This is a genomic window from Candidatus Villigracilis vicinus, from assembly GCF_016702885.1.
In the GTDB taxonomy this organism is placed as follows: domain Bacteria; phylum Chloroflexota; class Anaerolineae; order Anaerolineales; family Villigracilaceae; genus Villigracilis; species Villigracilis vicinus.
This window is the reverse complement of sequence record NZ_JADJDD010000001.1, coordinates 327948-341390: the sequence shown is the minus strand read 5'-3', so window position 1 is coordinate 341390 and position 13443 is coordinate 327948. Positions and strand designations below refer to the sequence as shown.

General features: G+C 51.2%; 12 protein-coding genes. 1 reads left to right on the top strand and 11 read right to left on the bottom strand.

The genetic code is table 11. The features are described 5' to 3' along the window. Window positions 1-38 precede the first annotated feature (38 nt). The 11 genes from IPG80_RS01710 to IPG80_RS01660 form a co-directional block, all read right to left on the bottom strand. A complete protein-coding gene (locus IPG80_RS01710; protein ID WP_345101984.1) occupies window positions 39-1559 on the bottom strand; it encodes an NADH-quinone oxidoreductase subunit M in 1521 nt (506 codons plus the stop codon). Between the two features lie 10 nt (window positions 1560-1569). After that, complete coding sequence (gene nuoL / locus IPG80_RS01705) at window positions 1570-3690, bottom strand: NADH-quinone oxidoreductase subunit L (protein WP_345101982.1); 2121 nt, start codon at window positions 3688-3690, stop codon at window positions 1570-1572. Between the two features lie 6 nt (window positions 3691-3696). Continuing rightward, a complete protein-coding gene (gene nuoK, locus IPG80_RS01700) occupies window positions 3697-4008 on the bottom strand; it encodes an NADH-quinone oxidoreductase subunit NuoK (RefSeq protein WP_345101980.1) in 312 nt (103 codons plus the stop codon). A 14-nt stretch (window positions 4009-4022) separates the two neighbouring features. Further along, a complete protein-coding gene (locus IPG80_RS01695; protein ID WP_345101978.1) occupies window positions 4023-4532 on the bottom strand; it encodes an NADH-quinone oxidoreductase subunit J in 510 nt (169 codons plus the stop codon). A 15-nt stretch (window positions 4533-4547) separates the two neighbouring features. Next, entirely contained in the window at window positions 4548-5741 is a 1194-nt protein-coding gene (locus IPG80_RS01690) for a complex I subunit 1 family protein (protein ID WP_345101976.1), read from the bottom strand. Between the two features lie 75 nt (window positions 5742-5816). Continuing rightward, window positions 5817-6170, bottom strand: coding sequence for an NADH-quinone oxidoreductase subunit A (ndhC, locus tag IPG80_RS01685; RefSeq protein ID WP_345101974.1), 354 nt, complete (start codon window positions 6168-6170; stop codon window positions 5817-5819). A gap of 101 nt (window positions 6171-6271) precedes the next feature. Then, a complete protein-coding gene (locus IPG80_RS01680) occupies window positions 6272-6979 on the bottom strand; it encodes a hypothetical protein (protein WP_345101970.1) in 708 nt (235 codons plus the stop codon). Window positions 6980-7241: 262 nt separating this feature from the next. Beyond that, on the bottom strand, window positions 7242-7994 hold the full coding sequence (locus IPG80_RS01675; protein ID WP_345101968.1) for a hypothetical protein: 753 nt from the start codon (window positions 7992-7994) through the stop codon (window positions 7242-7244). Window positions 7995-8031: 37 nt separating this feature from the next. Beyond that, entirely contained in the window at window positions 8032-8931 is a 900-nt protein-coding gene (locus IPG80_RS01670) for a choline/ethanolamine kinase family protein (protein ID WP_345101966.1), read from the bottom strand. Window positions 8932-8998: 67 nt separating this feature from the next. After that, complete coding sequence (locus IPG80_RS01665; protein WP_345101964.1) at window positions 8999-10636, bottom strand: APC family permease; 1638 nt, start codon at window positions 10634-10636, stop codon at window positions 8999-9001. Window positions 10637-10683: 47 nt separating this feature from the next. Continuing rightward, window positions 10684-11625, bottom strand: coding sequence for a metallophosphoesterase (locus IPG80_RS01660; RefSeq protein ID WP_345101962.1), 942 nt, complete (start codon window positions 11623-11625; stop codon window positions 10684-10686). 315 nt (window positions 11626-11940) lie between these two features. Here IPG80_RS01660 and IPG80_RS01655 point away from each other — a divergent pair, with 315 nt between their 5' ends. Further along, window positions 11941-13320: a tryptophanase gene (locus IPG80_RS01655; RefSeq protein ID WP_345101960.1), complete on the top strand. Its 1380-nt coding sequence runs from the start codon at window positions 11941-11943 to the stop codon at window positions 13318-13320. Window positions 13321-13443: the final 123 nt, after the last annotated feature.

The following is a 13443-nucleotide window of genomic DNA, read 5'->3' as shown; positions in this document are numbered from 1 at the left end:
AATGCGTAACTCGTGATTTACGCATTACGTATTACGCATTAGAAGAGGGCTGTCACTGCCTTGTTGATAATATTCAAAATCCACATCGGCCAGAGACCCGTGAAGAGCATCAGCGCCATCAACGGCACCATCACAAGGATCTCGCGCAAGTTGATCTCGGTCAGTTTATGTTCACCGTGAGCCCAGTGCTCGTTCATGGGTCCATGCAGGACCTTTTTGATGCCCTTGAGGATATAAGCACCAGTAAAGAGCAAGCCGAGCATGGAGATGGCGGTGTAGATGGTCAACGGCTGGTAGGAGCCTCGCACGATCATGAATTCGGAAACAAAACCGTTCAAGCCCGGCAAACCAAGCGACGCCATCGAGGTAAAGATCAAAATGCCGCCGTAGATCGGCACAAGCGGGAACAAACCGCCGAATTCGTCCAAATTACGGGTATGTGTGCGCTCGTAGATCACGCCAACAAGGAAGAACATTCCCGCCGCAGAGAGACCATGATTGAACATCTGCAAGACAGCACCGCTCATGGCGATCTGCGCATCGGCGGTACCGGCGGCAAGTCCGGCTGCTGCAATACCAAGCACAACAAAGCCCATATGGTTCACTGACGAATAAGCAACCAAACGCTTGAAATCCGTCTGACCAAAGGAGCCGAACGCACCAAAGACAATGGCACCCACAGCCAGAACTGCCAGCGCGCCCGCGAATATCTTGGCTTCAAGAGGATACAACGGAAGCACCAGGCGAATAAACCCGTATGCACCAAGTTTGAGCAACACACCCGCAAGGATCATCGAACCAGCAGTTGGAGCTTCCGTATGTGCATCCGGCAGCCATGTGTGGAAGGGCCACAAAGGAACTTTTACCGCAAATGCGATTGCAAACGCCCAGAAGGCGATCGTCTTGACTGTGCCAACGGTCATGCCCATAAGGATGGTATCCGCTGACAGTGAATTCCACTGTTGATAGAGGGCAAGCAGGTCGTACGTCCCGAAAAGAACGCCGAGCATCTGCACTGCGAGCAACAAGCCAAGCGAGCCGCCCATGGTATAGATCATGAACTTAAGCGAGGCATAGTCGCGGTTGGCACTCCCCCATTGATTGATGAGGAAGTACATTGGAACCAAACCGATCTCCCAAAAGACAAAGAAGATCAACAGGTCTAAAGCCAGAAAAACACCCAGCATGCCTGTTTCGAGGAACAGGAAGAGCATCATGTAAGGCTTGACGCGGTCTGTCACGCTGAAAGAAGCGAGAATGGCAAGCGGCGTCAGGAAGGTGGTGAGGAAAACCATCGCCAATGAAATACCGTCAACGCCAACATGGAAGGAAGCATTGATGGCGGCATACCAGGTATATTTTTCCTGAAATTGAAAACCCGTGGCGTTCGCATCGAAGCGATTCCACAGGACGAGCGTCAGGATGAAGGGGATCAGGCTGGCGCTGAAAGCGAACCAACGTTGAAGCCGCGCATCGCTCGGTAAAAAGAGCATGATCACTGCCGATATCGCAGGCAGGAAGAGGATCAGGCTAAGGAGATGTGTGCTGAAAAAGTCCATCGCTTGGCTCCTATGCCATCAACAGGAAGTACAGCAGCCCGCCGACCACGAACAGAACGATCAACGAGAGAATAAGATACTGCTGGATGCGTCCCGTTTGAATGGGGCGAAGATTTCTGCCGAACCACCAGGTCACTTCGGCGGAACCATCGCCAAAGAAATGATTGATGACGGGCAGGTCAAAGTAATTGCGGATCGCGCTTCCGACTCCGCCGGTGGCGGGTCCGAATAGGTGAAGGATGCCATCGATGAAGCCTTTATCCATCCACTTGGAGACGAAGACTTCCGAGAACCAGACAGCGGGTTTGATGAACAAAACATTGTAAAGTTCATCCACATACCACTTGTTCTTGAGAACTGGGATCTGTAGCTTGTCTTCAGCGGGAGACTTCACATTACGATACGCGAAATATCCAGCCGTTAGACCGCCAAGGGCGACCAAGAGCGATGTGCCCAACGGAACGATATTGAAGGCTAATTCTTCAGAATGTTCGTGCAGCATCGAGCCAATAAAATGATGGAACCAGTTTTCAACCAATCCACCGGTGATCCACTTGGGCATGCCCACCCAGCCAAAGCCAACCGCGAACACAGAAAGAACGATCAACGGGGTTGTCATCGTCCACGGAGTTTCATGCGCGTGTTTGGCTTCTTCCGTGCGAGCTTCACCAAAGAAGGTCAAGGTGATCTGGCGCATGGTGTAAAAGGCGGTCAGGAAGGCGGCAATGGCGAGGGTGAAGAAAACAATTGTATGTCCATGTGCCCACGCATCCGCAAGGATTTCATCCTTCGACCAGAAGCCAGCCGTTACCAGCGGGAAACCGGAAAGGGCGAAACCGCCGATGAGGAAGGTCCAGAAAGTTTTGGGCATTTTGTCTTTCAAACCGCCCATGTTGAACATATCTTGCGGGTCTACTTTGTGGTTACCCGTGTGTAGAACACCGTGCTCCATACCGTGGATGACGGAACCGGAACCAAGGAAGAGCAACGCCTTGAAGAAGGCGTGGGTTACCAGATGGAAAGTCGCCGCGACATAAGCATGAATGCCGAGCGCTGCGATCATAAAACCAAGCTGGGAAATGGTTGAATATGCCAAAACACGTTTGATATCGTTCTGGGCAACTGCAATGGTGGCAGCGAAAATCGCTGTAAATGCACCAATGAACGCCACAACCGTCATGGTCTTTTCATCGAGGCTGATGATCGGGAACATGCGGATGACCGCATACACACCTGCGGAGACCATCGTCGCCGCATGGATCATGGCGCTGACGGGGGTCGGACCTTCCATCGCGTCTGGCAGCCAGACATGCAACGGGAACTGGGCAGATTTACCTACCGTGCCAATGAAGAGCAACAGACCGATCAAACCAGCGGCCGAAAGACCAAAGATGCCCGTAGGAACAGAAGCGAGGGCGTGTAAAACTTCTTCGCTGAAAATGTCACGGAAGGAAAGTGAACCGGTCACGCTGTAAAGGAAAGCGATACCTAAGAGCATGAACACATCGCCGATGCGGGTGGTCATGAAGGCTTTGATCGCCGCATTACGCGCAGATTCTTTGCCGTACCAGAAACCGATCAGCAGGTAGGAGCACAACCCCATGATCTCCCAGCCGACAAACATGGTCAGCACGTTATCGGAAACCACAAGGGTGAGCATGCCAAAAGCGAACAAGCCGATGAAGGCGAAGAAGCGTGAGTACATCGGCTCTACTGAAGGGACAGTGTGTCCGTGAACAGTCGCGCCATGAGGCGGCAACCCGGCATGGTCATGGTCGCCTGCCGGCTGACCAAAGTTGTGGTATCCGATACTGTAGACGAAGATCATCAACACACACCAGGCGACGAAGAACAAAACCGTGGCAGAGAGCGGGTCGATCAGTACGCCGATCTTCAAAAACGTATCACCCGTCGGCAGCCAATTAATCGAGGAGGTGAACGGGTGTTCAGCCAAATGTTCCACGCCCAACGAGCGGACAAAAACGATCATCGCGCCCAGCCAGGAAAGGAAAGCCGCGCCTACAGCCACAGAATGGCTCAGCGCTTTGCTCCGATTCGTGAACAAGACGATCAGAAAGAACGCCAGTGCAGGCGGGAGGGGAAGTAACCAGATAATTAATTCAGTAGACATAACTCCCTACCACTTCAACATATCGAGTTCATCTGCGATCACCGTATTGCGGCGGCGATACACAGAAATGACCAATGCCAGACCTACAGATACTTCGGCAGCGGCTACAGCAAACACGATGACAGAAAAAACCTGCCCAGACATCGAGGTTAGTACATCGCTGTAACGCCAGAAGGAGACGAGGTTGATATTCACGGCGTTGAGCATCAACTCAATGCCGAGAAGGATCGCGATGGCGTTACGACGCACCAGCACACCAAACAAGCCAATGCCGAACAATGCCGCCGCAAGAAGTAAATACCATGAAAGAGGAACCATGATTTGTGCGCCTCCTATTTTTTATTGAACGCGACATACACCGCGCCCACCAATGCCGCCAATAAAAGCACAGACGCCACTTCGAACGGCAACACATACGCCTCAGGCGAAACCAACGCCTCGCCCAACAAACCGACCGCATCGAACCCCGCCGGAAGCTCTGCCGCTGTCTTCGTGAAGCCGCTCCAACCTGAAAGCAGGAACACCAACCCGGTAAACGCAAGCACAGCCACCAGCGCGCCAGCCCACCAACTCTTGTTCATCTGCTGCCCAGAATCACGCATATCCTTGCGGGTGAGCATTACGGCAAAGATGAAGAGGATGGCAATGGCCCCGATGTAAACCACTACCTGCACTACAGCGATAAAACTCGCATTCAAAAGTGCATAAACCACTGCCACGCCGAACAATGTGGAAACCAGCCACAAAGCCGCGTGAACAAGATTGCGGGTCGTCACCACCATTAGCGCAGAGCCAAGGGTATAAAGTGCAACCACGAGAAAAATTATTTGAGCACCAGTCATGTCACATTCTCCCGATTAGTGCGAAACTTTCGCAACCTTTTTGGGACCCTCCAGCCGTTCACGTTCATTTCGGGTTGCCGAACGCGCGATCTCCAGCGCGATCCAACCGGTCACTACATTTGCCAGGAACATGCCCAGGACGTAGAGCCAGGTCGGAGCGGAGGCGAGAAGCGCATTCATCAATGCGGTCACCAGCAAAAGGGCAAAGGACAACGGCGTGAGAAATTTCCAGTTAAATGAAAGCATCTGATCGATACGGATGCGCATCATGGTGTATTTGACCCACATGATGACCCAATACCCAAGCATCGCTTTGAAGATCATGATCAGGATCGCCAGGAATGGGCTGACCTGCTCGAGACCGAAGAAGCGGTAGCCGCCAAAGAACAGGATCGACCAAAAACCGCCAAAGGTAAAAGCGTGCAGGAGTTCGCCCGCATAGAACATACCGAACTTCATGCCGGAATATTCAATATTGAAGCCGGACACCAACTCAGACTCGCCTTCAGCAAGATCGAAGGGAGCGCGCCCCAGTTCGGCAATGGCGGCGATGAGGAAGATCAACGCGCCAAGCGGCGAAATCCAGACAAACCAGACATCCTGCGCCCCAATGATCGCGTTCATATTCATCGACCCGGAAAAAATGGTGGGGATGAGCAGCATGGTCAGCATGGGAACTTCGAAGGAAACCATCACCGCTACCTGACGGAAACCGCCGATCATCGCGAACTTGTTGTTCGATGACCAGCCCGCCATGATGATGGAAAGAGTTCCGATGGCGCCCGCAGCAATAAGGAACAGCGCGCCAACGTTCAAATCCACACCCAACATCACAGGTGCAAGCGGAACCACCGCCCACAGAATCAACACAGACATCATCGAAAGGATCGGGGCGAGGTTATAGACCACCTTATCCGCCCCGCCAGGCGTTGTATCCTCTTTGATAATGAGTTTGATAATGTCAGCGAAAGGTTGGATCAATCCGTACGGACCCAAACGGTTGGGGCCCAAACGGTCCTGGAAGCGCGCTACGACTTTGCGCTCGATCCAAACCAAAAAGATATCCAGCACCATCAACACTGTGATGAGCAGGAGCACACCGAGAAAGGCGACAAGTACATGGGAGAGTACAGCGTTCATACCCCAACCCATGAAGACACCCTCCAACCAGTCTGCAGCGACTTTTAAGGGGTCATTCCAAAAACTCATAAATCACTCCTATTACACAAAGAGAAGGCTGAAAGGATATCTCCCGTCAGCCTTCTCAATGAATTTATTTCAGATTTACGCCCATTCCAACATTCCCTTGCGCCATGTATAAACCAGCCCAACGACTAGAATGGCAACAAAGACAATGCCCTCGATCACGGCATACAAGCCAAGCTGACCAAGTTTTACAGCCCACGGGAAAAGGAATACCGCTTCAACATCGAATACCAGAAAGACCAGGGCAAAGATATAGTACTGCGCCTTGAATTGAATCCACGCTTCACCTACAGGCTCAATACCGCATTCATAGGTTGACTCTTTAATGGGATTCGGCTTCTTGGGACCAAAAATAAAGCCAGCGGCGATCGCGCCAATTGGGATGATCAAACCCACAATGATAAATAAGGCGACATACAACCACTCATTCATTTATTTAGCTCCATTGGGAAATGTGTTACAACTCGCGCATTGTACCATAAAGAACAATTTAGCCCCCCGTTAATGGTTGTCAATTTTTTGGGTGATATTTGTCACGTTTTCTTTTTTGCCTTACTTGCTTTCCGTTTGCTCTTCGACAATCGTTCAAATAGGGATTTGACAATATCCTTGAAGAATGGGAAACCCACGATCACGCCCAATACAGAGCCGACTACACCGGAAGACTTTACAAAATTGGTTGAAAACCCGAAAAAGTCAACAACTTTTATATCGAAGATCTGAGCGGCAATCTCTTTTCGTTCTTTTTCACCAGTGGAGCGATTCTCAAAATTTAGGAATAACCAGATCGTGCCTCCATAGGTGCCAACATCCTGAGCGCGGACACTCCAGGTGAAGGTAACCCGTTCTCCCGGCTTGAGGGGTCTGAATGTAGCCCCCGAGGGTTCAACTTCCAACCCAGCTACCTCATAAAAAGCTTCTGCTGTGACATTGTGAGTCTCGTACAAGTTGGGAATCTGAATGACTTCCCCTTCAATGACATTCCCGTCAACCAGAGCGGTTGGCGTGATGCTTCCCAGATCGTCTACTTCAAGCGCGAGGCGGATTACATCACTACCGGAACCCACCTTGATCTGAGTTGGATATTCCAAAGTCAGGCGACGGGTTTCAAGCAGAACCGGAGCAGTTTCATCTCCTCCACCAGTCACAGGAATAATAAACTCAGAAGTTGGGGTGGCAGGCGGATTAGCAGTGGGAGAATCTGGAGATTCTTCTGTGGAAGCTGCCGGTTCAGCTGTCATTGCTGGGGCACTTCCGCATGCAGAAAGGATAACGAAGGCAATAGCAACAAGACCAATGAGTATAAGATTACGGAGAGTAAAAAGAGGCGTTCTCATACAACAGAAGTCAGTGAAAATTGAAATGAAGAAGGAGTCGGTAGCCGCATTTCAGTCGGCGATATGGTCTGAATACGGGTTTCGCGCGGATTTGGCAAAAAACCCCAAAATAGAAGAAAAAGAGAAATAACCAAAATAAGCAAAGCGAATACCAGACGGATATTTTTCATCGCTGCACCTCTTCTACTTCAATATACCACTTGACACGCGTCCCAACGCGATCACGCAGTTGCCATGCCATCGGTTTGGGCATCTCGGCAAATGTACGTCGAATATCGTTGATGCGCCCTATAACTAGCGCCTTCTCTTCGTCATTAAGCGGAATTTCGTTCTTCTGCAACATCGCTTCGATCTTATCGAGATTGAGTGACGTGGTCTTGTACAAACCCCAATCTGCACTGCCTAACTGTGCCAATATCTTGAGGTTGATAGTTTCGTTATCGCCTTCGCCAGTTTTGTTATTCAACAGAATGGACGTGAGGTCGAAAGCATCTTTTCGATTAAGTTCGATGATCTGTACCTTGGAAAGGAACAGCTCAGCCAAGGGAATGGTAATCGGATCAGCATTAAGACGTTCTTCGAGCGGGATTCTGTGGCACATCTCAAAGTGACCAACGAAAATATCTACTTTCATCTCAGATGGGTTGTGATAATAGATCTGGCGTTGGTCGCCATTCAGGACATTGAATTGTTTATGCGGAACATAGCCGACTTCGGGCATGAAGGCTTCGAATTCGCGGCGTTGTTTGAGCGGGACGCAAAAATCCAGGTCGGCGAATTCGCGTTTGAAGAGCGGATGCTTGGTCTTGTTATGTGTTTCCACTGCCAACCCGCCAATGGCACGGAGTTGGATCTTTTTTGCGTTCGCGGCTTCCACGAGGCGGTACATTTCCTGCACGAGGTCGAGTTGTGATTCCATCAAAGAGGTTTCCTGCTTCCCATTTTACTTTTGTTGCTTATTGCGTTACATCCTTCATCCAGATGGAAAACTCAGCCGAGTCCATTTTCTCTACTGCCCTGCCCCAGCGTTCGAGCGCCCAGCCCCAGAAGTCAAATTCGATAGTGGAGATACTGGCTTGAATAGCCGCCCATAAGCCCCACCCCACGTCAGACATGATCATATTGAGTTTCATACGCGCGATCAGTTGCGGAGTGGCTTCACCAAAATAGGCAGCGCAGACTTCTTTGATCTGCTCATCATTGAATTGCATTTCCTGACAAGTATTGCCCAGCTCAAAAGTTGGGTCGTTGTTGCCGCTGTATTCATAATCGATCAGCCAGAGTTGTTTGCCATCGTCGATGTAGTTTTCGGCGAGCAAGTCGTTATTGCATGGGACGGTTGCGAGCGGCTTGACCGACATAGCTTTTTCGATCTCGTTCACGGTGGGCATCCGCTCGGGGTAGTCTGCGGGGATTTTGAAGCCGCGCTCACTGCACAAGCGTAGGTAATACTCTGTGAGGCGGAACATGTTGAAGTCGGTGAGGAAGCGTTCGCCAGCGTGGAGTCGTTTTATGGCGTGCGCCATGCGGGAGGGCATCTCAGGCTCGTTGAGGGAATCTTTCGACATGGTTTTGCCATCCAAGAATTCCAGGATCATCACGTTGTGCTGCGGGAAATAATTCAGCACCTTGGGCGCGACACCTGCATTGGCGGCCGCCTGGGTGTTGTGATATTCGTTGTTGCGGTCGATGGCGAGCAGATCGGTACTTTCACCAGGCACGCGGACGAAATAGGGTTTGCCATCAACAGTGACTTTGTAATTGGTGTTGGTGAGCCCGCCTGAAAGCTGGTGAATGGAAATATCTTTCCCTTTCCAATCCTCCACTTTGGCGGCAATTTCTTCGATAATGGACATACGAGCTCCTGAAAATTAAAGAGACCTGACAGGCTCTAGAGCCTGTCAGGTCTTTTATTTAATTCAACTACTCGACTGGAATTTCAGACTGAACCTTATCCATGTCGATGCCTTCGCTCTTGCGACGGGCTTTGAAGTAATAGTACACACCAGCCGCGCCTACATAGAAGACGAACATCAAGATCATGGAAGTTTGATTCTTTAAACCGTTCGGGTTGATGCTGTATCCAATGCCATAGAGCGCGTTCGGGTCGAGGATCCACTGATACAGCAAGTAGAGTGCGAAGCCGCTGAAAATTGCGCCTGCAACGGTAATCAATGGAATACCCGCCACTTTTATCTTGGCAATGGGCGAAGCCTCGAACAAGTCTTTCTTGGTGTACGGCAGGATCATTGCCGCAATCGAGGTGCCGAGGTACATCACCGCAATCACGAGCGTACCGAACAATGTCAGTGAGCGGAAGCCCGCTTCATTGAACGCAAATAAATACGAAACGATCACCGCCGGAATTGCCATGAGCAAGATCGCATTGACTGGTGTGCCGTTGTTATTCAACTCAGCGGCTTTTTCAGGGAGCAGGCGGTCGAAGGCTGCGGCGAAGATCACACGCGTAGAGGACAAGAACACTGTACCCACCCAGCCAAACCACCAGAAGCTCATCAACACAATGATGATCAATTGAACAAACGTGTTATTGGTGAGGAAGGCAGCGAAGAGTGCCGGGTAGGGCCAGAACGGCAACGGTGACTCAGCACCAAACCAGACGGAATTCCACCAGGCGGCATTGGCTTGCATGTAAAAGTCCCAGCCAATGGTCTTGTTCACTGCAAGGAAGAACACAATGCCTAACACGGTTGTGACGCCCAAGCCCCACGCCATGCCCGCAAAGTTGCGTTTGTAATCGGTTGCGCCGCGCACTTCACCATAAAGGGTTGCGCCCCAGTTGGGGAACAAGTTGAAGAACACGAGGTAAGGCAGAAGCAAAAGGATCGAATTAAGCGAGCCGCCCCACATGGGGGTGATCGCACCTGCATCGGTACCGGCTTGAACCGTGGCATCATACACGCCCGGTTGCGCGCCGAACACGCTCACGGCATATTTTTCCAACCCAGCTTTGAAGGCTTCGGGCGAGCCAGTGAGGAGCAAGACCAACACGATCAAGAAGCCAAGCATACCAGCATAGAAGGAGAACTTCTGAATGCGAGCATAGGTCTTCATGCCGAGGATGACCGTCAGTGTGGCGAGACCAACGGTGATGAGCGTGGTCACGAACAGACCGATCTCCGTCTGCCCGAACCACAAGGCGGTGCTGGTTGCGCCCAGCAAACCCAAGATGGGTGTGATCACAATATGACGAAGCATATCGCCATACAACGGAACCCACAGCCACAAGGTGAACCACCAGCCCGTCATGGCAAGGATGAAGCCCACCGCTCCGCCGAAGATGCGTGTCATCCACACATAATCGCCACCAGCACGGGGCATCACCGAAATGAGTGAGGCATACACGATGATCTCAAAGACGAGGAAGAAGGCGCTCACCAACAACGCGTTGATCATGCCGCCTTCAAAGAAATACATCTGGCTGAAAATATAAAGACCCAGGGTTACCAGATTGATGGAAAAGAACGCGTAGACGAACGCGTCGAAGACTGACCATGAACGTACCATGCCAGTCGCCTTACGGACAAACAAGTCACTCATAACAACTCTCCTCTGTATGATGTTGTCTTTACACGCAAACGCGTGAATTAACCGGTTGTCAAAACGTAATTCTCGACCTTATTCTTTCCAAGCTTGATAATGGCTCCAAGCAGTGTCCCCTGCTCATACATGGAACCGGGATTGATCACAAGTGTTTTTCCAATGCGCGTTGACCCGCGTCCTTCGTGGATGTGCCCATGCAAGCTCAGCAGCGGCTGGGTCTTTTCGATCGCTTTACGCAACGCTGTCGAGCCGACGGGAATCATCGAATTACCCGCCAAGACTGGGCGCAAGTCTTTATCCAACTCTGGCGCTTCATCCAAGCCGGACTTATGCGGCGGCACATGGATGTTGAAAATGGAAGTCGCGGGATTCTTCAACTGAGAGATCATCGCTTCATACCTAATTGCGAGCTGATCCTCACCCTCTTCACGGTGCGTCGCCCAGGGTGTGATGTTGCTCCAGCCGGACGCGATCATTTCATGTCCACTTGCCAGCATGGTGACGTTGCCCTCTGCCAACTCCACTACGCGGCTTTCACGGATGATGTCATCGACCTCATCCATATCATCGTTGCCAGGGCAGCAATAAATCTTCATGCCGGTTCCGGCGAGTTTTTTCTCGGCGAGTTCCATCCACTGCTGGACGACTTTCAAGACTTCCTGCAAAAAGATCTTGCTCACGAGAGCCGGGTCTTTTTCGAGGTCTTGAATTTCATCAGGGTTGGTGAGATAGGGATAATAGCCACGACTGCGGACCTTCTTTTTCATGTCCGTCATTTCGTCTTCGTTGGTAATTTCAAAAACCTGTTCGAGTAAGGTGACGCGATAATTCAAGCCGCCCTGGTGAATGAACGGGACCACTGCCTTGCCCGTCATATCACCACCGAGGATCAGTTGATCCGCGCCGTAAAATTTCCCCGCATTTAGAAACTTGCTCCAGCAAATATCAGAACCGTGAATATCCGTAGCAAAAAAGATGGTGGTCACATGCAAATCCTATGAAATGGAATGAGCTTGCAAATGCCGTGCGGTCGTGATTGGGCTCGATTATACCCGTCGTTATGCTTGTGTGAAGACAATGTTAACAGCCCCACCGGACTGAAAAAGTTACGGTTTGTATTTTTTGTCACAACAACTTGACTAAACGAATTGCAAAACAAAATTCATGACATTTGTTACAGAACAAAAAAAGAGATTAGTTATAAAATTACCATGTCATTGGAGACCGAATGGCTACCAGGGGAACACACGCCAGGCTCGCTACCCAAAATTTGACGCAAACTCAAATTTCTAGGAGACCAAATGACCCCCATCTATCCACCCGAACCGTTTCGTATTAAAGTAACCGAAGCCATTCATCTCATCCCGCCTGAAGCGCGGGAAGCGGCACTGAAGGAAGCAGGCTATAACCTCTTCCTGATGAAAGCCGAAGACATGTTCGTTGACCTGCTGACCGACTCAGGCACCGGTGCGATGAGCTCCGAGCAATGGGCAGCCATCATGCGCGGCGATGAGTCTTACGCGGGCGCGCGTTCGTTTCAGCGTCTCAAAGCTGCCGTGGAAGATGTCTTCGGTTTCAAGCATTTCGCCCCCACCCATCAGGGACGCGCCGCCGAGAATATCCTCGCCGCATGCCTGGTGAAACCGGGTCAATGGGTGCCGAGCAACATGCACTTCGACACCACCGATGCCAACATCCGCGCCCGGCAGGGTCGCCCCGCCAACCTCGTCATCGACGAAGCACACGACCCCGAAAACCGTCATCCCTTCAAAGGGAACATGGATATCAATAAGCTCAAAGCCTTCATCGCAAAGTATGGGCGTGAGCAAATTCCACTGGGTATGATCACCGTCACGAACAATGCCGGAGGCGGTCAGCCCGTTTCGATGGAAAACCTCAAAGCAGTGGCGCAGGTCTACCGCGAGAACGGCATCCCATTCTTCATCGACTCGGCGCGGTATGCTGAGAATGCTTATTTCATCAAACAGCGTGAACCCGGTTATGAAAATAGATCAGTCAAAGAGATCGCGCATGAAATGTATGCACTTGCAGACGGCATGACCATGTCTGCCAAAAAAGACGCCATCGTTAACATCGGCGGGTTGATCTGCATGAACGACGACACGCTCTTCCAAAACGTGAAGAACGAGTTGATCCTGCGCGAGGGCTTCCCAACTTATGGCGGGCTCGCCGGACGCGATCTGGATGCCATGGCGGTTGGACTCTATGAAGGCTTGGACGAGGAATACCTGCGCTATCGTCTTGGGCAAACGGCATACCTCGCCTCACGCCTGAACGAAGCCGGGATTCCCACCCTTCAGCCGACCGGTGGTCACGGCGTATACGTCAATGCCGGAGCGATCTTTCCGCATATCCCCAATTACGAATTCCCCGCACAAGCCCTTGCCGTTGAACTCTATCGCGAGGGCGGCATTCGCGGCGTGGAGATCGGCTCGGTAATGTTCGCCTGCCTCGACCCGGAAGATAACAAATGGCATTACCCTGCGCTCGAACTTCTTCGCCTCGCCATTCCGCGCCGGACGTATACACAAAGTCATCTTGACTATGTGGCAGATTGTCTTGTTGCCATCAAGTCGCGTGCCAACAAAGTAAAAGGGTACAGGTTCACCTACGCCCCAGAATTGCTGCGTCACTTCACGGCGCGGTTTGAGCCATTGTAAATTTAATCAAAAACTCGCCATGATGAATTTGCATTCATCATGGCGAGTTTTTATTTTCAGAAAGTGTCGAACGCCGAAACCAACACTGCTGCCTTCGCTGCACTGTGCAGCAGGTCCATGCAC

Coding starts and splice junctions, on each gene's coding strand:
- IPG80_RS01680 (WP_345101970.1), bottom strand. CDS start 6,979: ATGACAGCTGAACCGGCAGCTTCCACAGAAGAATCTCCAGATTCTCCC.
- nuoK (WP_345101980.1), bottom strand. CDS start 4,008: ATGGTTCCTCTTTCATGGTATTTACTTCTTGCGGCGGCATTGTTCGGC.
- IPG80_RS01655 (WP_345101960.1), top strand. CDS start 11,941: ATGACCCCCATCTATCCACCCGAACCGTTTCGTATTAAAGTAACCGAA.
- IPG80_RS01665 (WP_345101964.1), bottom strand. CDS start 10,636: ATGAGTGACTTGTTTGTCCGTAAGGCGACTGGCATGGTACGTTCATGG.
- IPG80_RS01670 (WP_345101966.1), bottom strand. CDS start 8,931: ATGTCCATTATCGAAGAAATTGCCGCCAAAGTGGAGGATTGGAAAGGG.
- IPG80_RS01675 (WP_345101968.1), bottom strand. CDS start 7,994: ATGGAATCACAACTCGACCTCGTGCAGGAAATGTACCGCCTCGTGGAA.
- IPG80_RS01710 (WP_345101984.1), bottom strand. CDS start 1,559: ATGGACTTTTTCAGCACACATCTCCTTAGCCTGATCCTCTTCCTGCCT.
- ndhC (WP_345101974.1), bottom strand. CDS start 6,170: ATGAATGAGTGGTTGTATGTCGCCTTATTTATCATTGTGGGTTTGATC.
- IPG80_RS01695 (WP_345101978.1), bottom strand. CDS start 4,532: ATGACTGGTGCTCAAATAATTTTTCTCGTGGTTGCACTTTATACCCTT.
- nuoL (WP_345101982.1), bottom strand. CDS start 3,690: ATGTCTACTGAATTAATTATCTGGTTACTTCCCCTCCCGCCTGCACTG.
- IPG80_RS01690 (WP_345101976.1), bottom strand. CDS start 5,741: ATGAGTTTTTGGAATGACCCCTTAAAAGTCGCTGCAGACTGGTTGGAG.